This window comes from Neorhizobium sp. 05N33 (assembly GCF_056397445.1).
The window spans coordinates 576,962-600,781 of record NZ_JBFTNK010000003.1 but is presented as its reverse complement, the minus strand read 5'-3'; the positions used below and the strand labels follow the sequence as shown (position 1 = coordinate 600,781).

Genomic DNA, 23,820 nt, shown 5'->3' with positions numbered 1-23,820 from the left:
GAATGAACGATCCCTTTAAAGAAGCCGAGCGCCCAAGGAAAGTCCTCACCGCCTCCGACGAGGCCGAAGGACGGCTGGACGCCTGGCTGACTTCGGTGCTCGAAGGCGAGTTTTCGCGAAACCGCATCAAGGCCCTGATCGAACAGGGCGCCGTCAGCCTGAACGGCAAACCGGTTCTCGAGCCGAAGAAGAAGATCAATGCCGGCGACACCGTCGAGATCGACCTTCCGGAACCCGAGGACCCGGAGCCCAAGGGCGAGGATATCCCGCTCGAAGTGCTCTACGAGGATGCCGACCTGATCGTCATCGCCAAGCCCGCCGGCCTCGTCGTGCATCCGGGCGCCGGCAACTGGACCGGCACGCTGGTCAATGCGCTGATCCATCATTGCGGCGCAAGCCTCTCCGGTATCGGCGGCGTCAAGCGTCCCGGCATCGTCCACCGGCTCGACAAGGATACGAGCGGCGTGATGGTCGCCGCCAAGAACGATATCGCCCATCGCCACCTCGCAGACCAGTTCGCCGACCATGGCCGCTCGGGTCCCCTGGAGCGCGCCTATCAGGCCGTCGTCTGGGGCCGTCCCCGTGGGCTGAAAGGCACGATCGACGCGCCGCTCGGACGCGCCGGAGACCGCACCAAGCGCGCCGTGCAGAAGGAAGACGCAAGCGACGCCCGCGAGGCCATCACCCATTACCAGGTGATCGAACGGTTCCACGAGAAGCCGGATGCGACCGCGCTCGCCGCGCTGATCGAGTGCCGGCTGGAAACCGGCCGCACCCATCAGATACGCGTGCACATGGCTCATATCGGCCATCCGCTGATCGGCGATCAGGATTACTCCGCCGGCTTCAAGACCAAGGCCAACCTGCTGCCGGATTTCGCCAAGAGCGTCGTCAACCGCTTTCCACGTCAGGCGCTGCACGCCTTTCTGCTCGCCTTCGAACACCCCCGCACCGGCGAGGTGATGGAATTCAAGGCACCGATGCCGGACGACATGGCTGAACTTATCGAGGCGCTGAAGGCATGAAACGGGTGGCCTGACGGGCTGCCGGAGAGTATATAGCTGACGACATCCACGAGGTATCCCAAGGTCCTCCATGAGCCAGCTCGCCGTCACAAAGCTCCTCGATACTGACCTGATCAAGGTCCGCGACGTCGTGTGTGGCGGTGAATGCCGGCACCGGAGCGGCGAGGAATGCTCGCATGCAACCAGCCTCGTCTTCCCCTATCGCGGCGTGTTCATGCGCCATGTCGGCCGCGACGACACCGTCGCCGAGGCCAACCAGGTGCTGTTCTTCAACTGCGACGAGGCCTACCAGATCAGCCATCCGGTCGAAGGCGGCGATTCCTGCCTCAGCATGGACGTGCCCGAGGCGATGCTGGAGGAACTGGTCCCGGCCGAGCACCGCAATCCCAAGGGATCGCGCGTTGTCTTCAACAAGCAGCGGCTCAGGATCGATGAGCGCGCCCAGGCGCTGGTGGCGTTGCTGCGTCACAGCCTGATGCGTGGCACCGCCGAGACGCTGGAAGCCGAAACGCTGGCCATGACGCTGGTGCGCCGCTCCGTCGGCGTGCGCACCGCCCGCGCCGCGACCGCCAGCGCCGGCCGCCAAAAGCTGGTGGATCGCGCCAAGCTCGCCCTCTCCTCCGATCTCGCCCGCCGCTGGACGCTTGCCGAGATCGCCCGGGAGGCCGGCGTCTCGCCAGTCTACCTGACCCAGGTTTTCCAGCAGGTTGAGGGCACGCCGCTCTACCGCTATCAGCTGCGTCTCCGGCTCGCCCGCGCACTCGACCTGCTCGGCACTTATGACGACCTGACGGAGCTCGGGCTGGACCTTGGCTTTTCGAGCCACAGCCACTTCTCCTCGGCTTTCCGGCAGGCCTATAGCCGGACGCCGGCAGAATTCCAGCGCTTTGCGGGCTTGAGATAACACGGCGCAAAGTCGCTAAAGATTCTGACAGCGCAAGACCGGCCAAAAGTGCTTTTCTTCTTCCCGTAAGGTCAACATCGGGAGATGCCATCATGAAAGAGAATACCTGCGCCGCCTGCGACTGCGAACTCGATGCAACGCGGATTGCGGTGAAGATCGGCGGCAAGACGGTCGAGGTCTGCTGCGAGGAATGCGCCGAAGCACTGCGCGAAGCGGAAGCTGCGACCCGCACGGCCCAGGCAGCCAGTAAGTAAATGACAGCCAACACGTAAACGACCGACATCGAGACGGGCGCCAGACGCCCGCCTCCCAAACACCGGCCGTGCATCGGCCACCCCATCTGGAGAAAGACCATGAAAAACGAGAACCGGGCGGTCTTCGACCGCGCATCGGAACGCTATCACCTTGTCTTGGAACTACCGCCCACAGCGGAGCACCAGCCGCCCGCAGCGGACGTTCCATCGGCCAAACCGTCGCTCCTGCACCGCTTGGTCGCCGTCATCGTCGGAACATTCCGCCGATACCGGAACCGGCTGGCGCTGCTCGAGTTGACCGATGATCAGCTGAAAGATATCGGCGTCTCCCGCAGCCAGGCTTATGGCGATATCAGCCGCTACCGCCGCAGCAGCGCGCACAGTCTGGAACGCAAATGCCTCTGACCCGGCAGAAATAGGTGAGGCAAAGAAACGCCAAAAACCCCGCTTCCCAGCGGGTCCAGCGGAGCGCCGTATATTACGACATTGTAATGATATAACGCTTCTGTGATGACTTGAATCACTGTTCTGCCGTACTTATCTGTCACTTGGGTCGGTGCGGGGTCGAAAATGACCTGCGCCGCTTGGCTCGCCTTCAGCATGTACAGCAAGATCAAAAAGGGAGCCGATACATAGATCGGAAAGGGGTGCTTTATGGCCCGCAATACTCTGCCTTCCATTACTGCCGGTGAAGCCGGCCTCAACCGCTATCTCGACGAAATCCGTAAGTTTCCCATGCTGGAACCCCAGCAGGAATACATGCTGGCAAAGCGGTATGCCGAACATGCCGACCGGGATGCGGCCCACAAGCTGGTCACCAGCCATCTTCGTCTCGTGGCAAAGATCGCCATGGGTTACCGCGGTTATGGCCTGCCGATCGGCGAAGTCGTTTCCGAGGGCAATGTCGGCCTGATGCAGGCCGTCAAGAAGTTCGACCCGGAACGCGGATTCCGCCTGGCAACATACGCAATGTGGTGGATCAAGGCCTCGATCCAGGAATATATCCTGCGGTCCTGGTCGCTCGTGAAAATGGGCACCACCGCCAACCAGAAGCGGCTGTTCTTCAACCTGCGCCGGTTGAAGGGCAAGATCCAGGCGATCGACGAAGGTGATCTGAAGCCCGACCAGGTGGCCGAAATCGCCACCAAGCTGAACGTCTCCGAGGAGGAGGTGGTTTCCATGAACCGCCGCCTGTCCGGCGACGCCTCGCTGAATGCGCCGATCCGCGCCACCGAAGGCGAATCCGGCCAGTGGCAGGATTGGCTGGTGGACGACCACGAAAGCCAGGAAGCCGTACTGATCGAGCAGGACGAACTCGACACGCGCCGCCGCATGCTGGCCAAGGCGCTGAGCGTGCTGAACGACCGCGAACGCCGCATCTTCGAAGCCCGTCGTCTTGCCGACGATCCGGTAACTCTTGAGGAACTGTCGGCCGAGTTCGACATCAGCCGCGAACGCGTCCGTCAGATCGAAGTCCGTGCCTTTGAAAAGGTGCAGGAAGCGGTTCAGAAGGAAGCGCTCGCCCAGGCGAACGCTCTGCGCGTCGTCGACGCGTAGTCCGCCGCGACGCTGACGATATGAAAGGGGCTGCTTCGGCGGCCCCTTTTCTTTATCTTGAGCATCCATCTACTGGAAAGGGAGAAGCAGGGATGGCATCGCGCATCACACTCAGAGAGCTTGCCGGCAGCTACGCCATTGCCAGGCTTGAAGCTGCCGACCATATTCCCGCATGGGCCGACGGCGACGGTTTCGTCAGCATCAACCGCACCGACGACGAACTTTCGATCGCCTGCCGCGAGGAGCGCGTGCCTTCCGGCATCAAACAGGATGGCGGCTGGACCTGCTATAAATTGCAGGGGCCTTTCGCATTCGGAGAAACCGGCATCGTGCTCTCAGTGATCCAACCGCTTTCGGAAAACGGCATCGGCATTTTCGTCGTCTCCACCTTCGACGGCGACCATCTGCTGATCAAGACGACCGACAGACCGAAGGTCCGCGAGCTGCTGCAGGCGGCCGGTCACACGCTTGTTTAGGAAAATCACCGTTTGGCATCTACTGGCAAAAAGCGGGTGGCTACACCGGCTGGAACGTCRGGCAGCTTCGGCCGGTTTGACCTCTTCCGCGATCCGTTCGCCATTTTCTCGTTCGGCAAGAGCGAGTTCATATGCGGTCTGTAGATCAAGCCAAAAGCGGGCACTGTTTCCAAAATACCGCGCCAATCTCAGGGCCGTATCGGGCGAGATGCCGCGCTTTGTGTTGAGAATGTCGGTGATGCGGCCTGACGGCAGGCGAAGTGAAAGAGCGAGCTGATTAGCCGACAGGCTGCGTGCGGTGAGTTCGCGCTTCAAAATGCGACCCGGATGAACTGCTATCATCTACATACCCTTCCTAATGATAGTCGACGATTTCCACGTCCCAGGCATCTCCATCCCTGAACGTGAAACAGATCCGCCACGGCCCGTTGATCGTCATTGCCCACTGTCCTGAGCGATTTCCGGAAAGCTTATGAAGGCCGACCGATTTCAGTGGACTGAGATCGTTCAGGGACGAGGCTGCGTGGAGCGCCGCCAACAACTCGATCGCGGCCTCTTCGTTCATCCCCGAAAACTTGGCTTTGCCTTCCTCGGCAAAGCGACGGGTTGAACTATTGACCCACGATTTGATCATGACAAAACGTACTACGCTCGGCGTAGTCCGTCAATCATCACCACCATTAGGCTTCAAAGTGCCGTGCCTCGGTCACTGTCCGCTGGCGGTCGCTCCGAGCGTGCCCCATTCGCGGATAGCATCGTTGAAAGCGCGTTCGCCGTCCGGCCCCTTCTGGAGCGTCAGCAGCGCACGGCGCCCATTGCGATAGGCTATCGGAATGTCGATCCAGTTGCGGTTGCGCAGGAGTTCCAGATTGGTCGAGCGTGCGTCCGGGAAATCGTTGAGTGCGATCATGTGGAAATCGTCGGTGATCTTGGCAGGCACCGCGATCAGTGCGTTGCCGCGATCCTGCTCGCTCGACTTCATGGCGATGCGCTGCACGCTTTCGATCGCGCCGCCTTCGAAATCCGGCGGCACGGCGAAGACGATCTCGATCAGGTGACTTGCCGGCAGCGACGGGTCGCTATTGCGCTTGAAGGTCATCAGCGCCGTCAGTCCCCTGCCCGGCACGTTGATCCGTCCCTGAACGACAGGCTCCTGCCGGCCGTTCGCACCGGCTTCGCGTTGAAGCGACCAGGACACCGTGCCGTCGATGGCCGTCGGTGCCGTCTGGCCGATCCGCTCCTCGTAGAGGAACATTTTTTGGCCTGCGAGCGCCGGAGCCTCCGCCGGGTTCGCCGGCGGGGTGCTGGCGGGCGGGGCGACGTTATTCGGCGTGGGCACCGCCGGTGGCGTTTGAGCCGGTGCCGCGCTGGTGCTGCCATTCGGAGCCCGCGGAGCCGCGGCCGGCGCACTCGGAGTGGGCGCTGGCTGCGCCGGAGGATTGGCGGGCGGCGCGTTGAGCTGGGCTACCGACTGCCCTTCGGCATTCTGCGCCAGGCCGGCGGTGACGCCCGGTCCCGCATCGACCTCGCTTCCGTCGGCCATCAGCCGCTGCGTGAATTTGGTCCCGGCCGCCGATCCGTCCGCGGCGCGGGGCGTCGCAGGTGCCTGCGTATTGGCCGCACCGTTCGGGGACGGCGTTGCCGGGGTGGAAGGTGTCGAAGGGGTGCTGCGGTTGGGCTGCGGTGTGGCGGGCGCGGGTGCCGGCGTACGCGTCTGCTGCGCTGTCTGGCTTCCCGGCAGGCTCGACTGGATCAGGCCATCGACCATGTCGTTCAGCGAGTCGCGGTTCAGCCAGATTGCATAACCACCGCCGCCGACAAGCGCCAGGCCGACGATCGCCAGCACGATCCCGGCATAGTTACGCTTGCGCACCGGGGTGACCCGATAAGGCCTTGCCGGCGCATGCATCAGGTCGTCCGCATCCGCGTCGGTGTGAAGCGTACTGCGCGCGCCGCCGCCTGAAGAGGACGACGTGTCCTTGTTGAAGCCGATCAGTTCCTCGAGATCACCCCACGGATCGTTTTCGACCGGTTTCGCAGGCGCGGCAGTGGCCTTCTGGGGCTGCTGCTGGTCAAGGTATTCGGCGAATGGATCGATCCCGGCAGCCTCGTCCCCCTCTGCTGACGCTGCCGTACCCTTTTGCTGCGCGAGTTCGGGCACATCGGCGACCGACGGCATGCGGACATAAGCGGCCGCCACGTGGGTCTCCGGATCGAAATGGGCCGCGGCCGGGGCTGCGGTTCCGTGACCATGGCCAATCGGTTCGACAGGACCGGCCGTGACCAGTTCGGGCACATCGTTCCATGCCGCGGCAGCGACCGTTTGCGGGCTCGGCGCCGGCGGCTCGGCCGGAGCCGGCACCTCCCAGCCCCAATCCTCGTCTACCGGCTTGGCCGGTTCCGGCGGCTGATGCTCCTCGGCTGGCTGCTCGACCTCCATCCGGTCCTCGACCGGATGCTGATCTTCGAACGGATGCGGTTCGCTGTGCCATGACTCCACGAACTCGGGAGCGCCCTGCTGAACGGTCTGGTCGCCACGCGTCGGATAGGGGAAATCGTCCTCGGGCGTTTCGTTCCCGGCGGCATCGTTCTCAATGGTATCGACCGGTTCGGCGGCCACCGATTCGGCATTGACCGGTTCCGGCACAACCGGCTCGGACGCCGGCAGCGGTGCCGCCGTCGGAAACTCGATCGTGCTCTCGTCGAAAGCCTGCGAAGCCTCGGGCGCCTGTTCGATATGATCGTAAGGGTGAGTTTCGGATGACGGCGCTTCCGACGGTACGTCGTCCCGCCAATCGCCATATTGCTGGACGGCGGGCTCCTGCTGATCGGCAACTGCCGCTGCTTCTTCCTCCTCGTGGAGGACGGCCGGCTCGGAGACCGGAGGCTCAACGTAGGCGGGTTCTTGCGCAACCGGCTCCGGCTCGGCGGGCTCGGCCTGAACGACGGCTTGTCCCGGCTCTTCATAACCGTCTTCGTAAAAGACGGGCCGCTCTGCGCGAACGACGGGGGCTGATTCGGATGCGGCCGGCGTCTCTGCCGGCTCATGGTTTTCCGGCACCTGAGCCGGTTCGGCAGCGGACTGCTGGTCGTCCTGGTACTCGGAAACCCGCTCGACGGGAGGCGCCCCCTCGGCCGGCTGGGCATCCACAGCAGTTGCGTCGTCGGCTATCGGTCCCAGCGCTTCGGCATGTTCGCTCTCGACGTCGACAATAGCGGCTTCGAGCTTGTCGAGCTGCCGCCGCAGCATGTCTTCAGGCGGACGCGGCTTCATGTTCTCGAGTTGCCGCTGGACGGCGCCACGAGCCTTTTCATAAACCTTCGCACGCATCTCCGGCGTATTGTTCGCCAGACCGTCAACGGCGCGGCGGATCACCGCTACAAAATCAGCCATCAGCACTTTCTCATGTAAGCCGGCCCGAAGGCCGGCCGAATGGTAATCAATTCTTGACTTTAATCTTCAAACGGGTCGGTCACAAGTATGGTGTCGTCCCGCTCCGGGCTGGTGGAAAGTAGGGCAACCGGCGCACCGATCAATTCCTCGACCTGGCGGACATATTTGATCGCCTGGGCTGGCAGATCCGCCCAGGAACGTGCCCCGACCGTCGATTCCTTCCAGCCTTCGAGGGTGACATAGATCGGCTCGACGCGAGCCTGGGCGCCCTGGCTTGCCGGAAGATGGTCGATCTGCTCGCCGTCGAGCATGTAGCCGACGCAGATCTTCAGCTCGTCGAGACCATCGAGCACGTCGAGCTTGGTGAGCGCGATGCCGGTGATGCCGTTGGTGGCAACTGATTGGCGCACGAGCGCTGCGTCGAACCAGCCGCAACGGCGCTTGCGGCCGGTCACAGTGCCGAATTCATGACCCTTCTCGCCAAGGAACTGGCCGATCTCGTCCTTGAGCTCGGTCGGGAACGGGCCTTCACCGACTCGGGTCGTATAGGCCTTGGTGATGCCGAGGATATAGCCGAGCGAGCCCGGCCCCATGCCGGAACCGGCAGACGCCTGGCCGGCAACCGTGTTCGACGAAGTGACGAACGGATAGGTTCCGTGGTCGATATCGAGCAGCGAGCCCTGGGCACCTTCGAAGAGGATGCGCGCGCCCTTGCGGCGCTGCTTGTCGAGCAGTTCCCAGACGGTTTCCCGGAAGGGTAGCACACGGTCGGCGATCGAGGTCAATTCCTGCATGATCGCCTCGTGCGAAACTTCCTTCTCTCCGAGACCCCGGCGCAACGCGTTATGGTGGGTGAGAATACGATCGACCTTGCCCGGCAGCGTCTCCATGTCGGCAAGGTCCATGACGCGGATCGCGCGGCGGCCGACCTTGTCTTCATATGCCGGGCCGATGCCGCGGCGGGTCGTGCCGATCTTGGTGCCGCTGTTGGAGGCGGCATCTTCGCGCATGCCGTCGAGCTCGCGGTGCAGCGACAGAATCAGCGTGGCGTTATCGGCGACGCGCAGGTTCTCAGGCGTGACCTTGACGCCCTGCGCGCCCAGCTTTTCGATTTCGGCCAGCAGCGCATGCGGGTCGAGGACAACGCCATTGCCGATCACGGCGATCTTGCCGGGACGGACGATGCCCGAGGGCAGCAGCGAAAGCTTATAGCTGATGCCGTCGATGACGAGCGTATGGCCCGCATTGTGACCGCCCTGGAAACGCACCACGATATCGGCACGTTCAGAAAGCCAATCGACGATCTTGCCCTTGCCTTCGTCACCCCATTGCGAACCAACCACGACTACGTTCGTCATCTGCGTTTCCTGTATTGCGGGCAAAGCCCCACGCGACCACACGCGCACCTTCCGTAGATCAATATTGATATACGGTCGATGCGCCAATTTGATTTTGCATGCACTGCCTTTGGCGGATGGAACCTGCTCAGAGGCATTGCAAACGGCCGCATCTATAAGGCCTCGTCAGACGGAAAGCGACCTGTTTGTCACTCGGCCGTGGTTTTTACGTGACAAAAGCGTGGACCGCACGCTATTTCCCGGGCCGTTACCCCTGAAACCACCGTCATTTTCGGCGCCGGAGACCATCTTGCATAAAAAGGCCTATCTCTCGCTCGTCATTGCAACCCTGGCCTGGGGCGGCAATGCGGTAGCGGGCAAGCTCGCCGTCGGCCATGTGAGCCCGATGATGCTGACCTTCTGGCGCTGGTTTTTCGCCGTCGCCATCATCTTCGCTATCTCTGTGCCGCAGCTCATCAAGGACTGGCCGGTCGTCAGGAAGAACCTGCCGATTCTCCTCTTCCTCGGCGTCGTCGGTTATGTCGTCTTCAACGGCGCGCTCTATACCGCCGTCAACTACACGACGGCGATCAACGTGACGGTCGAGCAGGCGGTCATCCCGATGCTGATCTTCGTCATCAACTTCGCCCTGTTCCGGATGAAGGTCTCCTGGGCGCAGATCCTCGGCTTCACCCTGACGCTTTTCGGCGGCATCATCACCGCCATCCACGGCGATCTGAGCGCTTTGGTGACGCTGACCGTCAACTTCGGTGACGCGATCATGATGATCGCCGTCGTTGCCTATGCAATCTACACGGTGGCGCTCAGATGGCGCCCGAAGATCGACTGGCGAACGCTGATGGCGGTCCCGGCTTTCTTCGCAATGGTCTTCTCGCTGCCGCTGGTATTCTGGGAATATTCGGCCGATCGCGTGATTTGGCCGGATGCGAAAGGCTGGGTCGTGGTGCTCTATACGGGCATCTTCGCCTCGCTGATCGCGCAGGTGCTCTACATCAAGGGCGTCGAGGAGATCGGCGGCAACCGGGCCGGGCTGTTCATCAATCTCGTGCCGGTGTTCGGCACATTGCTCTCGGTCGCCATCATCGGCGAGAGCCTGCAGCTTTTCCATATCGTCGCGCTGGCGCTCGCACTCGGCGGCATCGCCATCGCCGAATGGGGGAAACCCCACCTGGACCGGTAGTCTTGCTGGAAAAGTAAACCGCCGGCTCTTGCAAACGAGCCGGCGGTTTTCAGAGCCTCGATCGATGCCCCCTCGCCTGCAAAGGCACCAGGCGGCATGTCGGGCGCGCTTCCTTAGCTGGCCATGGCCAGCCGTCCGGGAGCGAACGATCGCTGATCGCGCCCGTTGTTTCGGCTCACTTCGAAGCGCGCCAGCAGTTCGGAAAGGCGGCTGCTTTCCTGCGCCAGAGTAGCGCCGGCCGCATTCATTTCTTCGACCATGGCGGCGTTCTGCTGGGTCATCTGGTCCATGTGGTTCACGGACGTGTTGATTTCCGAAAGGCCTAACGCCTGCTCGTTTGCCGCGATGGCGATCGCCTCCATATGCTGGTTGACCGCCGCGACAAGCTTGGCGATCTCCTTGAGACCGTCGCCGGTATCGTTGACGAGAACCACGCCCTGGTTGACGGCGGCTTCGGAATTGCCGATCAGCGTCTTGATCTCCTTGGCGGCCTTGGCCGAGCGCTGCGCCAGTTCGCGGACTTCCTGGGCAACGACTGCAAATCCCTTGCCCGCCTCGCCTGCGCGGGCGGCTTCCACGCCTGCGTTGAGGGCCAGCAGGTTTGTCTGGAACGCGATCTCGTCGATGACGCCGATGATCTGGCTGATCTGGTTCGACGCCATCTCGATCTTCTGCATCGCATTAACCGCATTGGAGACGACCGTGCTGGAGCTCTGGGCGCGGGAGCTCGCATCGCGGACGATTTCTCGTGCTTCGCTCGCCCTTTCGGACGTCTGCTTCACGTTGGTGGTCACTTCTTCCAGCGCCGCCGCCGTCTGCTCCAGCGATGCGGCCTGCTGTTCCGTGCGCTTCGAAAGCTGGTCGGAAGCAGTCGAGATTTCGTCGCTGCCGCTGCGAACACCCTGGGCGGTCAGGTTCACGCCTTCGAGCGCGGTGCGCAACTGACGGACCGAGCTGTTGAAGTCATGACGCAAGGATTCGAACTGCGCGGAAAATTGCCTGTCGATCTCACACAGCAGATCGCCGGCGGCAAGACGCTGCAGGCCGGAGGCGAGTTCCGAGGTGGCTTGGGTCAGCCGTTCCTCGGCTTCGGACTCTGCCCTGCGCTGGAATTCGGCGCGTTCGGCTTCCGCCGCCTTGCGTGAGCTTTCCGCATCCGCCTCGAGCTGGCGGTTCTGCTGCGCTGCCTCGCGGAAGATTTCCACCGCGCGTGCCATGTCGCCGATCTCGTCGGTGCGAGCAGCACCCGGGATTTCGACGGAAAGGTCGCCGCCGGCGAGCGTGCGCATCACACCCGTCAACCGGCTGATCGGGTTGGCGATCCGCACGATGACCGTGTAGATGCCGAGAAGCGAAAGCGCAAAAGCGATGAGGGTCGCAACGCTGTAGATGGTGATGGACTGCTTTGCGGAAGCAACCTCCTCCGCCGTCAGCCTCGTCATCTCGTCGAGCGCGGCGGAGGCCATATCGGCAATCGAAGCCTGTGCGGGCGCGGCGGGCTTGCGCCAGTCGTCGACCGCCATATCGAAGGGCTTGCCGGCTTGAAACGCCTTCAGGGCGCCAGTGCGCTGTTCGGCATAAGGTCCGGCAAAATAGGTCGTTTGTGCCGTTCGATAGAGCGTCTTGATCTTTTCCGGCGTCGTCTCTGCATTGGAAAGCTGGGTGATGACATCCCATGCGGTTGCCACGCGTGCATCCTGAACCGCGATTTCCGTCAGCTTGTCAGCGGCAAGCGGCTGCTTGGCAATCAGGGCGCTGACGAAGGTGGAGTTGGCAGTGCCGAGCTGCGTGCGCGCCGTCCAGGCAAGGGAGCGGATCTGTGTGAACATGATCATCCCCGGCCCGCGCGCATTGATGGTGGCCTCGACCTGATTGGCGGCCTTTTCGAGATCGGCCAGCATCGTATCGGCAAGTCCGAGCACGGCCTTGCCGAGTGCCGGATCGCGATCCTTGACCGCCTGCATCAGCGCGGTGTCGACAGTCGCACGATAACCCGCCCACTGCATGTAGGCGTTGAGGACGGGAGAGATCGTGTTGCGCAGGCTCAGCTGTTCGACGTTGGCGGTCAGGGTCTTTACCGCCGAGAAGGCCTTGTCCATCGACTCGCGGCCGGTATCCATGTTCTTGCGGCTGGACGCGACCTCGGCAGGTTCCATTTTGATGGCCGAAGATATGCCGCCGCGCTCGCCGCGTAGTCCGATCAACGCATTGAAAAGTGCTTCGTCGAGCTGTGCTAGTTCCGAGAGCCGGGTGGAGTTCCGGTAGCGGTCTATCTCCTGAGACAGCATTTTGCCCACGAGACCCAAAATGCCGAGGCTCAAGACAACAAAAGCCAATATCAAAGTATGCTTGATCGAAATCCGCACCTGCATCGCTCCTTATTTCAACAACCGCCGCGGGGTTGGCTGGTTCGGCGGCTTTCCGGACTTGGACGGGAAAGATGGCCTAACCTCGCGTAGAACGTTAAATATTCAATTAAATACAACGCGTTCCGGAAGCCTGCGGAATCATTTTGCAAACCTGAAGCATCGCAATTGCCGAATGGCGAAAACCCGCCTCCCCATGGAAGGAAGGCGGGCCGGTCCGTCGTGCTGCAACGGACGGGAGCGAGGAGAGTCGCTCCGGATCAGATATGACGATAGGTCGGAATGACCGCAGGACGTTCACGGATCGGGCTCTGCGCCTGATCGCCGGACAGCAATCTATCTTTCATCGCGCCTTCATGGCGTTCGGTTGCCACATTCTCGGACAGCACACGAGCGAAACCGCCGACACCCGCTGCCCGCGATTCCTTGCCGACAATAAGCGCCGTCAGGACGATTGCGGAGATAATGAGCTTCTTGATCATGGCTCTGCACCCTTTTCTTCGGACGGCTTGGATGCCGTTTCTTGAATGGCTTCATCCTATTCAGACGCTATTTCGGGCCGCTTAAACCGAAAGATGCAATTTTAGTGAAATCAGCTTTTTTCCCGACTTGGCACAGAAGGCTCGAAACAGTGCACTCAAAAAGGCAGCAGACTAGGCGGAAATTGATGCTTTTCGAGATGTGCCCGATCTCCTACCCCTCAAAAACGAGATGCAGAAAGGCAGGATAACATGGGCAAGCCATTTTACTGGAACGAACTCAACACACTCGATTTCGCCGGCCTTTCGCCTGAAAAGACCATCGCCATCCTGCCGATCGCTTCCACCGAGCAGCACGGTCCTCACCTACCAATCGCAACCGATGTGGCAATCGCCAACGGCATGCTGGCCGAATTGAAGACGCAGCGCCCCGAAGACCTCGATTTCCTCGTTCTGCCAACCCAGGAGATCGGCAAGGCGAACGAACACGTCTACGGCCCCGGCTCGCTGTCCTTCGGCCCGGAGATCCTGATCCCCGCCTGGACCGCGATCGGCGCCAAGGTGGCGGAAGCAGGCGTGAAGAAGCTCGTCTTCGTCAATTCGCATGGCGGCAATGTCGATATCATGAGCATCGTCGGCCGCGAGCTGCGCGTCCGTTACAAGATGGCGGTGATCGGCACGCAATGGGGCCGCTTCGGCAATCCGCCCGGCCTGATCAGCGAGCACGAGCAGAAATACGGTATCCATGGCGGCGAAGTCGAAACCTCGCTGATGTTACATTTCCGCCCCGAACTGGTGCGGATGGAGAACGCGCAGAACTTCGTCTCCAAGGCGGAAAGCCGCTCGAAATACATGCAGCCTGCCCCCCCGCACGTGCTGTCCTGGGTGGCCCATGACCTGAACCCCCACGGCGTCGTCGGCGACGCCTCGAAGGGCACCGCCGAAAAAGGCGCGGCTATCTGCCGCCATCAGGTCGCGGGCTTCATCGAGATGCTGCGGGAATTCGAAACATTCCCGCTCGACGAACTTTATTCCCGCTAACCCTCGTCGCGCTGCGCGTCCCGGCCATGCGGCTGGAGCGGCAGATGGCCCTTGGCCTGCAGCTCGGCGACCATCGCGGCAAGCTCCGACAGCAGGAATTCCACGAACAGACTGGTCGCCGTATCGAGCGTCGTGCGCGCACGGGCGAAAAGCTTCATCGGCTGGTGGCGCGCGTGCGGGTTGGCGATCGGCCGGAAGATCAACTCGCCGCGACGGCATTCCGACAGCACGTCGAGCGGATTGAGCAGTGTCAGGCCGGTGCCCGCCTTAACCAGCTTCTTCAGCATTTCGGAGGCATTGCTTTCCACCAGCGGCTCCACCGCGATCGACAGCGGCGATAGCGCCAGGTTGATGATGTTGCGCAAACTGGTGCCCGACTGTGCAAGCACCAGCGGTTCCTGCACGACATCCGCAAGATCGACCGGCCCCTCTTCCACCGCCAGCCGATGCCCTGGCGGCATCACCACGCCGATCGGTATGTCGAAATTGGCAAGTGTCCGAATGCCGGGCGTCGCCGGGATGTTGAAGCCAAGCCCGAAATCCACCTCCCCCGTAATCACCGGCTGCATCGTGTTCGACGGCCCGTCATTGCGCAGATGAACCCGCACGCGCGGATGCTGCGCGACGAAGCGGGCTATGATCTCGGGGAGCGGCCCTGCGGCGAGCCCGACGGTCGAGACCAGTGTCACCTTGCCGGCCTGCGGCATCTTGAGACCGCGGATCCGCGCTTCCATCCGCTCATAGGTCTTCAGCACCTCCCGGATATGCTCGATACAGAGCTCGCCAGCTGCGGTCAGCTTCAGCCCACGCGGCATCCGCTCGAAGAGCGGCGCCCCGAACTCTTCCTCCAGGGCCAGAATCTGTCGGTTGATCGCCGACGACGCGACGTTCAGCCGGGCCGCCGCCTTGCGGATCGACCCGCAACGGGCGATCTCGTCGATATATTGAAGTTTTCGCGAGTGCAGCATTTTCTCCGAAGCCCCTCATTGCATGTTTTTTGATCATGCACCACAATTTGGCAGGTTAAAATTCGAGCGCTGCCCTAAAGGCATCAATGTGAACGAATTTTGATGCTTTTCAAAGAGCAACGCAACCGTACAAATGTCCATCATAAGCTGCTCTCACGATGCCGCACGGTTTAACAGGGGAACAAAGCGACATGTCCAAATCATTGATGATGAAGAGTTTTCTGGCCGCGCTCGGCCTTTCGGCGATGGCGCTCGCCGCTCAGCCGGCTGCAGCTCTCGACGAAGTCTCTTACGGCACCAACTGGCTCGCTCAGGCCGAACATGGTGGCTTCTACCAGGCGGTCGCCGACGGCACCTATGAAAAGCATGGCCTCAAGGTGAAGATCGTGCAGGGCGGGCCGAATGCCGCCAACCGCGCGCTTCTGATCGCCGGCAAGGTCGATTTCTACATGGGCGGTCCGCTCGGCGACATGGATGCCGTCAAGCAGGGCATCCCGCTGGTCAGTGTCGCCTCGATCTTCCAGAAGGACCCGCAGGTCCTGCTCGCCCATCCCGATGCCGGTGTCGAGACCTTCGCGGACCTGGCCAAGATGAAGACCATCTTCATGGGCAAGGAAGGCTACACCACCTATTTCGAGTGGATGAAGAAGAACTTCAAAGGCTTCAAGGACGAGCAGTTCAAGCCCTACACGTTCAACCCTGCCCCCTTCATCGCCGACAAGGCTTCCGCACAGCAGGGTTACCTGACCTCCGAACCCTATGAGATCGGAAAGCAGGCCGGCTGGACGCCGAAAGTGTTCCTGATCGCCGATGCCGGTTACGGCCCCTATTCGACGATGATCACCACCACGCAGACGATGATCGACAAGAAATCCGATGTCGTGCAGCGTTTTGTCGATGCCTCACTCGAAGGCTGGTACACTTATCTCTATGGTGACAACAAAGCCGCTAACGACTTGATCAAGAAGGACAATCCGGAAATGACGGATGGCCAGATCGCCTATTCCATCGCCAAGATGAAGGAATACGGCATCGTGGTTTCCGGCGACGCCGAAACCAAGGGCATCGGCTGCATCACCGACGAGCGCTACAAGAAGTTCTTCGAGTCCATGGTCTCGATCGGCGTCGAACCGGCCGACCTTGATTACAAGAAGGCTTATTCGACCAAGTTCGTCTGCAAGGGCGTCGGCATGGCGCTGAAAAAATAGTCTCGGAAGAGCGCAATGGTTCATTCCCTCTTTGCTGTGCCTGCCACGGGAAAGAGGGAATTGCCGCCCTATCCCGACGAAGTTCAAGGCCCGTAATGAGCATGTCCCAAGCCCCGCTGATACCCGCCCCCGGGGAGACACGCAGACGCCCGCTGGTCGTCATGCGCTCCGTCTCGAAAATGTTCTCCAGCGGCACGCTGGCGCTTTCAGATATGTCGCTGACGGTCGAGGGCGGCGAGTTCGTCAGCCTGCTCGGGCCGTCCGGCTGCGGCAAATCGACGGCACTGCGCATCATTGCCGGCCTCGGCGACGTCTCGACCGGCACGATCGACTGGCCGAGCTCCCGCATCAATTCCAAGGGCCTGCCGGAAGGCGACATCTCCTTCGTCTTCCAGGAGCCGACGCTGATGCCGTGGCAGACGGTGTTCGGAAATGTCTACCTGCCGCTGAAACTGCGCGGTGTTTCCAAATCCGCCGCTCGTGACGAAATCATGAAGACGCTGGCGACCGTCGGTCTCCAGGACTTCGCCGACGCCTATCCGCGCGAACTGTCCGGCGGCATGAAGATGCGCGTCTCGATCGCCCGCGCGCTGGTGACCAAACCGAAGCTGCYTTTGATGGACGAGCCCTTTGCGGCGCTCGACGAAATCACCCGCCAGAAACTCAACGACGACGTGCTGCGTCTGTGGCGCGAGACCGGCATCACGGTGATCTTCGTCACCCATTCCGTATTCGAGTCCGCCTATCTTTCCAACCGCATTGTGGTGATGAAGGCGCGACCCGGCCGGGTGCATGCGGATTTCCCGCTGGTGACGAGCCTCGAGCGCGATGCACGTTACCGCACCTCGGAAGAATACCGCCAGGCCTGCGAAAAGGTCTCGACCATGCTCATCGAAGCAATCGGCGGGGAGGAACATTGATGGCCGACACCGATACCGCCCTCGTGCCGCCAAAGCCGGGCTTCCTCAGCCGCAACCGCGATACGCTGCTGCGCACCCTCGTCCCGATCTGCGTGGTGGTCTGCCTCGTCCTCCTCTGGCAGTTCATCATCACCGTCAACAGCATCCCGCAATACATCCTGCCGGGTCCGCTGGCGGTCGCGAACTCGCTCTACAACGACTGGGGCACGCTCTCCCCGGCCCTGTGGGTGACGACGCAGATCACCATGCAGGCGCTGGCGCTGGCGCTGATCGGCGGCGTCGGCATTGCCGTCTTTCTCATCCAGTCGAAATGGATCGAGACCGCCTTCTATCCGATCACGGTCATCCTGCAGGTAACGCCGATCGTGGCGATCGCGCCGCTGATCCTGATCTATGCCCCGACGACCCAGGTGGCGCTTTTGATCTGCGCCTTCCTCGTCGCCTTCTTCCCGATCCTGTCGAACATGGTCCAGGGCCTGAAGAGCGTCGATCACAACCTGCTCAACCTCTTCGATCTCTACGGGGCCTCGCGCTGGCAGACGCTGCTCTACTTGAAGCTCCCCTCCTCGCTGCCCTATTTCATGACGGGTTTGAGGATCGGCGGTGGCCTGGCACTGATCGCGGCGGTCGTTGCGGAGTTCGCGGCAGGCTCGGCGGGCGCCGGTTCGGGCCTTGCCTTCCGGCTGCTGGAATCCCAGTATCGCCTCAACATTCCGCGCCTGTTTGCGGCATTGATTTTGTTGTCGCTGCTCGGCGTGGTGATTTTTGCGATCACCTCCTTCATCTCCTGGTTTTTCCTGCACCGCTGGCATGAAAGCAGCCTGAAAAGAGAAAACTGATGACTGCCTTCATGACGCTTCCCGACGCCCGCCGTTTCGCGCTCACCAATGCAACGCTGCCGGCGGTTCTCGTCAAAGGCCTGTCGGCTATCGTAAGGGATGGGCTCGTAGAGGCCGATCTCGTCATCGCGGACGGGAAGATCGAAGCGATCCTGCCAAGGGGTTCCGCACCCGCCGATCTGGTGACTGCGGACATGCGCGGCGGCATGATCTGGCCCTGCTTTGTCGACATGCACACCCATCTCGATAAGGGCCATTTCTGGGACCGACGCCCCAACCCGGACGGCACGTTCGAAGGCGCATTGATGAATGTGCGCGAGGACCGGATCGCCAACTGGACGGCCGAAGACATCCGCGCCCGCTTCGAATTCTCGTTGAAAAGCGCCTATGCCCACGGCACCAAGCTCATCCGCACCCATCTGGATTCGATCCCACCGCAGCCGGATATCTCCTTTCCGTTGTTCGACGAGCTTCGCGCCGAATGGAAGGATAGGATTGCGCTGCAGGCAGTCGCCCTGCTGCCGCTGGAATGCGTGCTCGACGAAAGCGTCTTCGGCGGCATCGTCGCGACGGCGAGGCGTTATGGCGGACTACTCGGCGGCGCCACCCGCATTCTGCCGGATTTCGAACGGATCCTCGACACGCTCTTCGAGGCGGCCGCCGACAACGGCCTCGACATCGACCTGCATGTGGACGAGACGGAAGACAAGCAGGTCCTCACCCTGGAGGCCATTGCCGAGGCAAAACTCCGCAACCGTTTCGAAGGCTCGGTGACCGTCGGCCATTGCTGCTCACTGGCCCGGCAGGACGACGAGACCGCAAGCCGCGTCATCGACAAGGTGGCCAAAGCCGACATCTCGGTCGTCTCGCTGCCGATGTGCAACATGTACCTGCAGGACCGCCATGCCGGCCGCACGCCCCGTTGGCGCGGCGTCACGCTGTTCCACGAACTGGCGGCTGCCGGCGTGAAGACCGCCGTCTCCTCCGACAATACCCGCGACCCGTTCTACGCCTATGGCGACATGGACCCGGTCGAAGTGTTCCGCGAGGCGGTCCGCATCCTGCATCTCGACCACCCGCTCGACACATCCGCCCGCGTCGTCACCTTGACGCCCGCCGAAATCCTTGGGCGGCCGGATATCGGCGTCATTGCCGAAGGTGGCCCCGCCGATCTCGTGCTGTTCAGCGCAAGGCGCTGGAGCGAATTCCTTTCCCGTCCGCAGGCCGACCGCATCGTGATGCGGAATGGCATGGGCATCGACCGTCGCCTGCCGGATTACCGTGACCTGGACCCGATTTTGGACAAGTGAACATGCCGGATTACGCACAGATCAAGAAAGAACTCGAAGGCCTCGCGGTCGAGGACAATCCGGCGCTGGTGCGCCAGAAGAGCCGCGATTTCTACTGGTACTCGCCGATCCTCAAGGAAGAACTCGAGAGCGTCACCGCCGATCTCGTCGTCTCGCCGAAAAGCGAGGAAGAGGTGATCCGGGTGTTGAAGGTGGCCTATGCGCATGGCGTGCCGGTGACCCCGCGCGGTGCAGGCACCGGCAATTACGGCCAGGCCATGCCGCTCTCCGGCGGTATCGTGCTCAACCTCATCAACATGAACAAGGTCAAGGAAATCCATCCGGGCCGCGTCATCGCCGAGCCCGGCATCGTGATCGCCGAACTCGACCGGCAGACAAAAGCGCATTCCGGCCAGGAACTGCGCTTCCATCCCTCCACCGCCCAGACCGCGACGATCGGCGGTTTCGTTGCCGGCGGTTCCGGCGGCGTTGGCTCGATCCACTGGGGCGGTTTGCGCGACCTCGGCAATATCCTGCGGCTGCGCGTCGTCACCATGGAAGCCGAGCCGCGCGTGCTCGACCTCACCGCCTGGGACCTGCAGAAGGTGACCCACGCCTATGGCACCAACGGCATCATCGTCGAGGTCGAGATGCCGCTGGCGCCTGCCTATGACTGGGTGGACGTGCTGGTCGGTTACGACGACTTCATGGACGCAGTGCGCTTCGGCGATGCGCTGGCTCACAAGAACGGCCTGCTGATCAAGGAAATCGCCCCGATCGCCGCACCGATCCCCTACGACTATTTCCCGCGACACAAGCCGTTCCTGCGCGACCGCAACCAGTCGATCGTCGTGCTGATGATCGCGCCGCATTCGATCGACGCATTCACCGCCTTTGCCGAGCGCCAGAAGGGCGAGATCCTGTTCCGCTCCGACAAGGTGGAAAGCATGAAAGGCATTCCGCATGCCTACGAACTTGCCTGGAACCACACGACGCTGCGTGCCCTGAAAGTCGATCCCGGCTTCACCTATCTGCAGGTCCAGTATCCGGGACCGGATCATGTCGCCAAGGTCGAGAAGATGACGAAACTGTTCGGCGACGAGGTGCCGGGCCATCTGGAATTCATCAAGTTCGACGGCCGCATGCAGTGCTCCGGCCTTCCTCTCGTCCGTTACACGACCAGGGAGCGGCTGGAGGAGATCATGCAGATCCATCGCGACAACGGCTGCCCGATCTTCAACCCCCACCGCTATACGCTGGAAGAAGGCGGCATGAAACAGACGGATATCGTCCAGCTCGCCTTCAAGAAGGAGACCGATCCCAAGGGCCTCCTCAACCCCGGCAAGATGATCGCCTGGGACAATCCCGATTTCGATTTCTCGGCCGGCAAGAACTACCTCTTCCCGGGCCTTGCCGCAGCAGGTGGCTGATGCGTGTCCTGCTCGTCCATTCGCATCCGGTCGAGGAAAGTTATGGCGCAGCGCTGCACAGGCAGGCACGCGAAAGCCTTCTGAAGGCCGGCCATGAGGTGGATGACTGCAACCTCTATGCCGAAGGTTTCGATCCGGTCATGTCCCGCCATGACCGGATGACCTATCACGACTATCCGAACAACCTGTCGCTGGTGAAACCCTATGTCGACCGTCTGCAGGCGGCGGAAGGACTGGTGATCGTCACCCCGGTCTGGAATTTCGGCTGGCCGGCCATGCTGAAGGGTTATTTCGATCGTGTCTGGCTGCCGGGTATCACCTTCGAGTTGAAGGACGGCAAGCTGACGCGAAAGCTGCATATCGAAAAAGTGGCGGTGGTCACCACCTACGGCGCCACCCGCTGGCGCGCCTTCCTCGCCGGCGACCCGCCGCGAAAGCTGTCGAAACGCGTGCTGCGGGTGCAGACCAACCCTGCCCGGCCGGTAACGTTTCTGGCCCATTACGACATGAACAACTGCACGCCGGAGACACGCGCTGCGTTCCTCGACAAGGTCCGGCGCGAGATGGAGCGGTTCTAGCCCTCCGTTTCGCGGCGGCGCATTACCAGAAGAGCCGCCGCCTCGACCATTGCGACCCGCGTGGCCGCATCCGGTTCGTCTGCGTCCGGCGTATTCCGCTCGGAGATGAACAGAAACCGATCCACCTGCGCCCCAGCCGCCGTCACCGTCCGATAGATTTCCCACCGCTGATGGATCCTCGCCGCAACCGGAGCGACGGTATATTTTCCGGGCTGACGATCGAGACGATCCGCTCGAAACCGAGGCCGCCGAGACCAAAATCACGGCAGGCAGCGGCCGCCTCGGCGGCATAACCACGACCGAGCCATTCGCGCCGGAGATGATAACCGATCTCCGGCTCCAAGCCGTTGGGCGTCGGCTGAAGGGTAATGCCGCAATCACCGATCAGCTCGCCGGTTGCCTTCTCTACGATACCCCAGAGACCGAAACCGTTTTCCGCATAACTCCGGAAAGCAAGCTTTTCGAACCATGCTTCGGTCTCTTCGAGGCTCTTGGCGCGCGGATAAAAGCGCATGCTCTCGGCATCGCCGAAGATGCGGAACAAGATCGGCAGGTCGGATTTCCCGATCTCCCGCAATATCAGCCTTTCCGTCTCAAGAACGTCACGCATCCCAAGTCCTCGATCATCGCGATATCGCCCGCCACTCTTTACTTGAACATGCTTTTTTGCGCTATTTTCCTCGATCGCGAATCTTCATGCTGAGGGACTGGCAGAAAATGACTGAGGCTTCACCACTCGCCACTATCCTGCGTCCCTTGCATCCTCGTGATCCGAACGAGCATCACCGGGTCGCAACGCCGCTCGAACTGCTGTTCGACCTCGTGTCGGTGATCGCGATCGCATCCGCCGCTGCCGGCCTGCATCATGCGATTGCCGAAAATCATGCGGCGCAGGGGGTGATGACCTTCATCATGGCCTTCTTCGCCATCTGGTGGGCCTGGATGAACTTCACCTGGTTCTCGTCTGCCTATGACAATGACGACGTCGTCTATCGGTTGCTGACCATGGTGCTGATGGGTGGCTCGCTGACGATTGCCGCCGGCATTCCGGCTCTCTTTACCGTGGCACCGGATTTCACGCTGGTGATCTATGGCTACGCCGTCATGCGCATCGCCATGATCATCCTGTGGCTGCGCGCGGCCTATCACGACCCGGGCTGCCGGCCCACTGCGCTCGGTTATGCGATCGGGATCTTCCTCGTCCAGCTTCTCTGGCTGAGCTTCCTCTTTCTGCAGCCCCTCACCTTCGGCGTATCCTATATCCTCTGGGCACTCGCCGTAGTTCTTGAACTTGCGGTGCCCGCCGTCGCCGAACGGCTGACCGCCAACACGCCCTGGCATCGCCACCACATCGTCGAACGTTACGGCCTGCTCAACATCATCGTCCTCGGCGAGACGCTGCTCGCCGGTTCGACCGCACTTCGCCAGTTCGCCGGCGAGGTCAACATCATGCTGGTGCATACGGCGCTTTCGGCGCTGGTCATCGTCTTTTCACTCTGGTGGGTCTATTTCGCCCGCGAGGAACAACTGGGCAGCCATCATTTGAGGCGCTCGCTTCTCTGGGGCTACGGCCATTTCTTCATCTTCACCTCGGGAGCCGCCGTTGGCGCCGGTTTTGCCGTGCTTGTCGACATCATCACCCACCATTCCGAAGTCTCCATCCTCGTCGGAGATTATGCAGTGGCGATCCCGGTCGCGATCTATCTGGCGAGCCTGTGGTTCGTGCGCGACCGGTATGTCTGCATAGGCCCAGCACGCTTCACGCTCGCGGTGTTTGCGGTTCTGACGCTGCTTGCGCCGGCAATCGGGCTTGGGCTCGAAGGCATTGCGGCGGCGACCGCGCTCGGCGTCATCGTGCGAAACCTGTTTGCCGGACGCGCCCATTTAGCGTCACCAACATCTCATCCCGGCCACTAAACTTTTCCTTAAATTTTACCGGTTATTAATCTCTGGAAACCGAGAGATTAAGCGATGCGTATTGCGTTTTTCATCGCCCTCCTGACCGTGTCCCTGTCTGCCTGCGCGTCTGCGCCGAGCCGGGTCACCAATGCCTGCGCGATCTTCGAGCAGCGCGACGGGCTGTTCAACAACTGGGCGCGCGACGCCAAGAAGGCCGAGCGGGAATTCGGCGTGCCCGTGCCGATCCTGATGGCGACGATCTATGTGGAATCGGGCTTCCAGCCCTATGCCCGGCCGCCGCGCACCAAACTGCTCGGCTTCATCCCGTGGACGCGCGCCTCGACGGCCTATGGTTACGCCCAGGCGCTCGACGGCACCTGGCTGACCTACAAGCAGGATACTGGCCGCTGGAGCGCCAGCCGCACCGATTTCGGCGATGCTGTTCATTTCGTCGGCTGGTATCACAACCGCAGCCATCTCAAGAACGGCATTCCACTCACCGACAGCTATAATCTCTACCTCGCCTACTACACCGGCCAGGCAGGATATGCGCGCGGCGAATTCGGCAACGGGGTCAAGCAGACCGCGCAGAAATCCGCCGGCATGGCCGCCAAATACGAAGCGCAGCTGAGGAGCTGCGGCTACTGAGCCGTAA

At 61.7% G+C, this 23,820-nt stretch carries 24 protein-coding genes and 1 pseudogene; 16 read left to right on the top strand and 9 right to left on the bottom strand.

Annotation, left to right across the window (positions count from 1 at the left end; genetic code table 11):
* Positions 1-2: 2 nt before the first annotated feature.
* From AC1DLT_RS11675 to AC1DLT_RS11650, 6 genes are all read left to right on the top strand, one after another.
* On the top strand, positions 3-1,025 hold the full coding sequence (locus AC1DLT_RS11675; protein ID WP_247038038.1) for an RluA family pseudouridine synthase: 1,023 nt from the start codon (positions 3-5) through the stop codon (positions 1,023-1,025).
* Positions 1,026-1,095: 70 nt separating this feature from the next.
* Entirely contained in the window at positions 1,096-1,929 is an 834-nt protein-coding gene (locus AC1DLT_RS11670; RefSeq protein WP_477486826.1) for a helix-turn-helix domain-containing protein, read from the top strand.
* 92 nt (positions 1,930-2,021) lie between these two features.
* Positions 2,022-2,183, top strand: a complete 162-nt coding sequence (locus tag AC1DLT_RS11665; RefSeq protein ID WP_247039799.1) for a hypothetical protein — start codon at positions 2,022-2,024, stop codon at positions 2,181-2,183.
* A 99-nt stretch (positions 2,184-2,282) separates the two neighbouring features.
* Positions 2,283-2,588 (top strand): DUF1127 domain-containing protein, encoded by a 306-nt coding sequence (locus AC1DLT_RS11660; protein ID WP_247039798.1) that lies wholly within the window; start codon positions 2,283-2,285, stop codon positions 2,586-2,588.
* A 249-nt stretch (positions 2,589-2,837) separates the two neighbouring features.
* Positions 2,838-3,740, top strand: coding sequence for an RNA polymerase sigma factor RpoH (gene rpoH / locus AC1DLT_RS11655; protein ID WP_038544637.1), 903 nt, complete (start codon positions 2,838-2,840; stop codon positions 3,738-3,740).
* A gap of 92 nt (positions 3,741-3,832) precedes the next feature.
* Complete coding sequence (locus AC1DLT_RS11650) at positions 3,833-4,216, top strand: ACT domain-containing protein (protein ID WP_477486825.1); 384 nt, start codon at positions 3,833-3,835, stop codon at positions 4,214-4,216.
* A 120-nt stretch (positions 4,217-4,336) separates the two neighbouring features.
* Here AC1DLT_RS11650 and AC1DLT_RS11645 read toward each other — a convergent pair.
* The 4 genes and pseudogenes from AC1DLT_RS11645 to AC1DLT_RS11630 all read right to left on the bottom strand — a co-directional run.
* A pseudogene (locus AC1DLT_RS11645) lies at positions 4,337-4,558 on the bottom strand (HigA family addiction module antitoxin); the annotation flags it as partial.
* Positions 4,559-4,571: 13 nt separating this feature from the next.
* Entirely contained in the window at positions 4,572-4,850 is a 279-nt protein-coding gene (locus AC1DLT_RS11640) for a type II toxin-antitoxin system RelE/ParE family toxin (RefSeq protein WP_258719030.1), read from the bottom strand.
* A 72-nt stretch (positions 4,851-4,922) separates the two neighbouring features.
* Positions 4,923-7,610: a hypothetical protein gene (locus AC1DLT_RS11635; RefSeq protein WP_477486824.1), complete on the bottom strand. Its 2,688-nt coding sequence runs from the start codon at positions 7,608-7,610 to the stop codon at positions 4,923-4,925.
* Between the two features lie 59 nt (positions 7,611-7,669).
* Positions 7,670-8,968 carry an adenylosuccinate synthase gene (locus AC1DLT_RS11630; protein ID WP_038544646.1) on the bottom strand — a complete coding sequence of 433 codons (1,299 nt, stop codon included), beginning with the start codon at positions 8,966-8,968 and terminating at the stop codon, positions 7,670-7,672.
* 289 nt (positions 8,969-9,257) lie between these two features.
* Here AC1DLT_RS11630 and AC1DLT_RS11625 point away from each other — a divergent pair, with 289 nt between their 5' ends.
* Positions 9,258-10,148: a DMT family transporter gene (locus AC1DLT_RS11625; RefSeq protein ID WP_477486823.1), complete on the top strand. Its 891-nt coding sequence runs from the start codon at positions 9,258-9,260 to the stop codon at positions 10,146-10,148.
* Between the two features lie 113 nt (positions 10,149-10,261).
* On the opposite strand, the gene AC1DLT_RS11620 is transcribed toward AC1DLT_RS11625, so the two are convergent.
* Positions 10,262-12,436 carry a methyl-accepting chemotaxis protein gene (locus tag AC1DLT_RS11620; RefSeq protein WP_477486822.1) on the bottom strand — a complete coding sequence of 725 codons (2,175 nt, stop codon included), beginning with the start codon at positions 12,434-12,436 and terminating at the stop codon, positions 10,262-10,264.
* A gap of 338 nt (positions 12,437-12,774) precedes the next feature.
* On the bottom strand, positions 12,775-12,996 hold the full coding sequence (locus AC1DLT_RS11615) for a hypothetical protein (protein ID WP_477486821.1): 222 nt from the start codon (positions 12,994-12,996) through the stop codon (positions 12,775-12,777).
* A gap of 249 nt (positions 12,997-13,245) precedes the next feature.
* On the opposite strand from AC1DLT_RS11615, the gene AC1DLT_RS11610 reads away from it, so the two are divergent.
* Positions 13,246-14,034 carry a creatininase family protein gene (locus AC1DLT_RS11610; protein WP_477486820.1) on the top strand — a complete coding sequence of 263 codons (789 nt, stop codon included), beginning with the start codon at positions 13,246-13,248 and terminating at the stop codon, positions 14,032-14,034.
* Here the strand turns inward: AC1DLT_RS11610 and AC1DLT_RS11605 are convergent.
* Positions 14,031-15,002: a LysR family transcriptional regulator gene (locus AC1DLT_RS11605; protein WP_038544654.1), complete on the bottom strand. Its 972-nt coding sequence runs from the start codon at positions 15,000-15,002 to the stop codon at positions 14,031-14,033. The genes AC1DLT_RS11610 and AC1DLT_RS11605 overlap by 4 nt on opposite strands.
* A 191-nt stretch (positions 15,003-15,193) precedes the next feature.
* Here AC1DLT_RS11605 and AC1DLT_RS11600 point away from each other — a divergent pair, with 191 nt between their 5' ends.
* From AC1DLT_RS11600 to AC1DLT_RS11575, 6 genes are all read left to right on the top strand, one after another.
* The gene (locus AC1DLT_RS11600; protein WP_038544656.1) at positions 15,194-16,210 is read left to right on the top strand and encodes an ABC transporter substrate-binding protein; all 1,017 of its coding nucleotides are present in this window, start codon (positions 15,194-15,196) and stop codon (positions 16,208-16,210) included.
* A 95-nt stretch (positions 16,211-16,305) separates the two neighbouring features.
* A complete protein-coding gene (locus AC1DLT_RS11595) occupies positions 16,306-17,130 on the top strand; it encodes an ABC transporter ATP-binding protein (RefSeq protein WP_477486819.1) in 825 nt (274 codons plus the stop codon).
* Positions 17,130-17,969, top strand: a complete 840-nt coding sequence (locus AC1DLT_RS11590; RefSeq protein WP_046632217.1) for an ABC transporter permease — start codon at positions 17,130-17,132, stop codon at positions 17,967-17,969. The genes AC1DLT_RS11595 and AC1DLT_RS11590 overlap by 1 nt, the downstream gene beginning before the upstream one ends.
* Positions 17,969-19,279, top strand: coding sequence for a cytosine deaminase (locus AC1DLT_RS11585; protein ID WP_408962383.1), 1,311 nt, complete (start codon positions 17,969-17,971; stop codon positions 19,277-19,279). The genes AC1DLT_RS11590 and AC1DLT_RS11585 overlap by 1 nt, the downstream gene beginning before the upstream one ends.
* A gap of 2 nt (positions 19,280-19,281) precedes the next feature.
* The gene (locus AC1DLT_RS11580) at positions 19,282-20,688 is read left to right on the top strand and encodes an FAD-binding oxidoreductase (protein WP_247137087.1); all 1,407 of its coding nucleotides are present in this window, start codon (positions 19,282-19,284) and stop codon (positions 20,686-20,688) included.
* On the top strand, positions 20,688-21,266 hold the full coding sequence (locus AC1DLT_RS11575; RefSeq protein WP_477486818.1) for an NAD(P)H-dependent oxidoreductase: 579 nt from the start codon (positions 20,688-20,690) through the stop codon (positions 21,264-21,266). The genes AC1DLT_RS11580 and AC1DLT_RS11575 overlap by 1 nt, the downstream gene beginning before the upstream one ends.
* Here AC1DLT_RS11575 and AC1DLT_RS11570 read toward each other — a convergent pair.
* The gene (locus AC1DLT_RS11570) at positions 21,263-21,412 is read right to left on the bottom strand and encodes a hypothetical protein (RefSeq protein ID WP_477486817.1); all 150 of its coding nucleotides are present in this window, start codon (positions 21,410-21,412) and stop codon (positions 21,263-21,265) included. The two genes, AC1DLT_RS11575 and AC1DLT_RS11570, sit on opposite strands and share 4 nt — an antisense overlap.
* Entirely contained in the window at positions 21,409-21,876 is a 468-nt protein-coding gene (locus tag AC1DLT_RS11565) for a GNAT family N-acetyltransferase (protein ID WP_477486816.1), read from the bottom strand. Before AC1DLT_RS11565 ends, AC1DLT_RS11570 begins: the two co-directional genes overlap by 4 nt.
* A 107-nt stretch (positions 21,877-21,983) precedes the next feature.
* Here AC1DLT_RS11565 and AC1DLT_RS11560 point away from each other — a divergent pair, with 107 nt between their 5' ends.
* Together AC1DLT_RS11560 and AC1DLT_RS11555 are read left to right on the top strand one after the other, a co-directional pair.
* A complete protein-coding gene (locus AC1DLT_RS11560; RefSeq protein WP_477486815.1) occupies positions 21,984-23,183 on the top strand; it encodes a low temperature requirement protein A in 1,200 nt (399 codons plus the stop codon).
* Positions 23,184-23,237: 54 nt separating this feature from the next.
* The gene (locus AC1DLT_RS11555; protein WP_038544669.1) at positions 23,238-23,813 is read left to right on the top strand and encodes a transglycosylase SLT domain-containing protein; all 576 of its coding nucleotides are present in this window, start codon (positions 23,238-23,240) and stop codon (positions 23,811-23,813) included.
* Positions 23,814-23,820: the final 7 nt, after the last annotated feature.

What these genes read in the sequence shown, in the direction of transcription:
- AC1DLT_RS11615 (WP_477486821.1), bottom strand. Translation starts at nt 12,996, where the DNA reads ATGATCAAGAAGCTCATTATCTCCGCAATCGTCCTGACGGCGCTTATT.
- AC1DLT_RS11640 (WP_258719030.1), bottom strand. Translation starts at nt 4,850, where the DNA reads ATGATCAAATCGTGGGTCAATAGTTCAACCCGTCGCTTTGCCGAGGAA.
- AC1DLT_RS11665 (WP_247039799.1), top strand. Translation starts at nt 2,022, where the DNA reads ATGAAAGAGAATACCTGCGCCGCCTGCGACTGCGAACTCGATGCAACG.
- AC1DLT_RS11585 (WP_408962383.1), top strand. Translation starts at nt 17,969, where the DNA reads ATGACTGCCTTCATGACGCTTCCCGACGCCCGCCGTTTCGCGCTCACC.
- AC1DLT_RS11635 (WP_477486824.1), bottom strand. Translation starts at nt 7,610, where the DNA reads ATGGCTGATTTTGTAGCGGTGATCCGCCGCGCCGTTGACGGTCTGGCG.
- AC1DLT_RS11575 (WP_477486818.1), top strand. Translation starts at nt 20,688, where the DNA reads ATGCGTGTCCTGCTCGTCCATTCGCATCCGGTCGAGGAAAGTTATGGC.
- AC1DLT_RS11590 (WP_046632217.1), top strand. Translation starts at nt 17,130, where the DNA reads ATGGCCGACACCGATACCGCCCTCGTGCCGCCAAAGCCGGGCTTCCTC.
- AC1DLT_RS11580 (WP_247137087.1), top strand. Translation starts at nt 19,282, where the DNA reads ATGCCGGATTACGCACAGATCAAGAAAGAACTCGAAGGCCTCGCGGTC.
- AC1DLT_RS11620 (WP_477486822.1), bottom strand. Translation starts at nt 12,436, where the DNA reads ATGCTGTCTCAGGAGATAGACCGCTACCGGAACTCCACCCGGCTCTCG.
- AC1DLT_RS11555 (WP_038544669.1), top strand. Translation starts at nt 23,238, where the DNA reads ATGCGTATTGCGTTTTTCATCGCCCTCCTGACCGTGTCCCTGTCTGCC.
- AC1DLT_RS11565 (WP_477486816.1), bottom strand. Translation starts at nt 21,876, where the DNA reads ATGCGTGACGTTCTTGAGACGGAAAGGCTGATATTGCGGGAGATCGGG.
- AC1DLT_RS11670 (WP_477486826.1), top strand. Translation starts at nt 1,096, where the DNA reads ATGAGCCAGCTCGCCGTCACAAAGCTCCTCGATACTGACCTGATCAAG.
- AC1DLT_RS11560 (WP_477486815.1), top strand. Translation starts at nt 21,984, where the DNA reads ATGACTGAGGCTTCACCACTCGCCACTATCCTGCGTCCCTTGCATCCT.
- AC1DLT_RS11605 (WP_038544654.1), bottom strand. Translation starts at nt 15,002, where the DNA reads ATGCTGCACTCGCGAAAACTTCAATATATCGACGAGATCGCCCGTTGC.
- rpoH (WP_038544637.1), top strand. Translation starts at nt 2,838, where the DNA reads ATGGCCCGCAATACTCTGCCTTCCATTACTGCCGGTGAAGCCGGCCTC.
- AC1DLT_RS11610 (WP_477486820.1), top strand. Translation starts at nt 13,246, where the DNA reads ATGGGCAAGCCATTTTACTGGAACGAACTCAACACACTCGATTTCGCC.
- AC1DLT_RS11600 (WP_038544656.1), top strand. Translation starts at nt 15,194, where the DNA reads ATGTCCAAATCATTGATGATGAAGAGTTTTCTGGCCGCGCTCGGCCTT.
- AC1DLT_RS11660 (WP_247039798.1), top strand. Translation starts at nt 2,283, where the DNA reads ATGAAAAACGAGAACCGGGCGGTCTTCGACCGCGCATCGGAACGCTAT.
- AC1DLT_RS11675 (WP_247038038.1), top strand. Translation starts at nt 3, where the DNA reads ATGAACGATCCCTTTAAAGAAGCCGAGCGCCCAAGGAAAGTCCTCACC.
- AC1DLT_RS11650 (WP_477486825.1), top strand. Translation starts at nt 3,833, where the DNA reads ATGGCATCGCGCATCACACTCAGAGAGCTTGCCGGCAGCTACGCCATT.
- AC1DLT_RS11630 (WP_038544646.1), bottom strand. Translation starts at nt 8,968, where the DNA reads ATGACGAACGTAGTCGTGGTTGGTTCGCAATGGGGTGACGAAGGCAAG.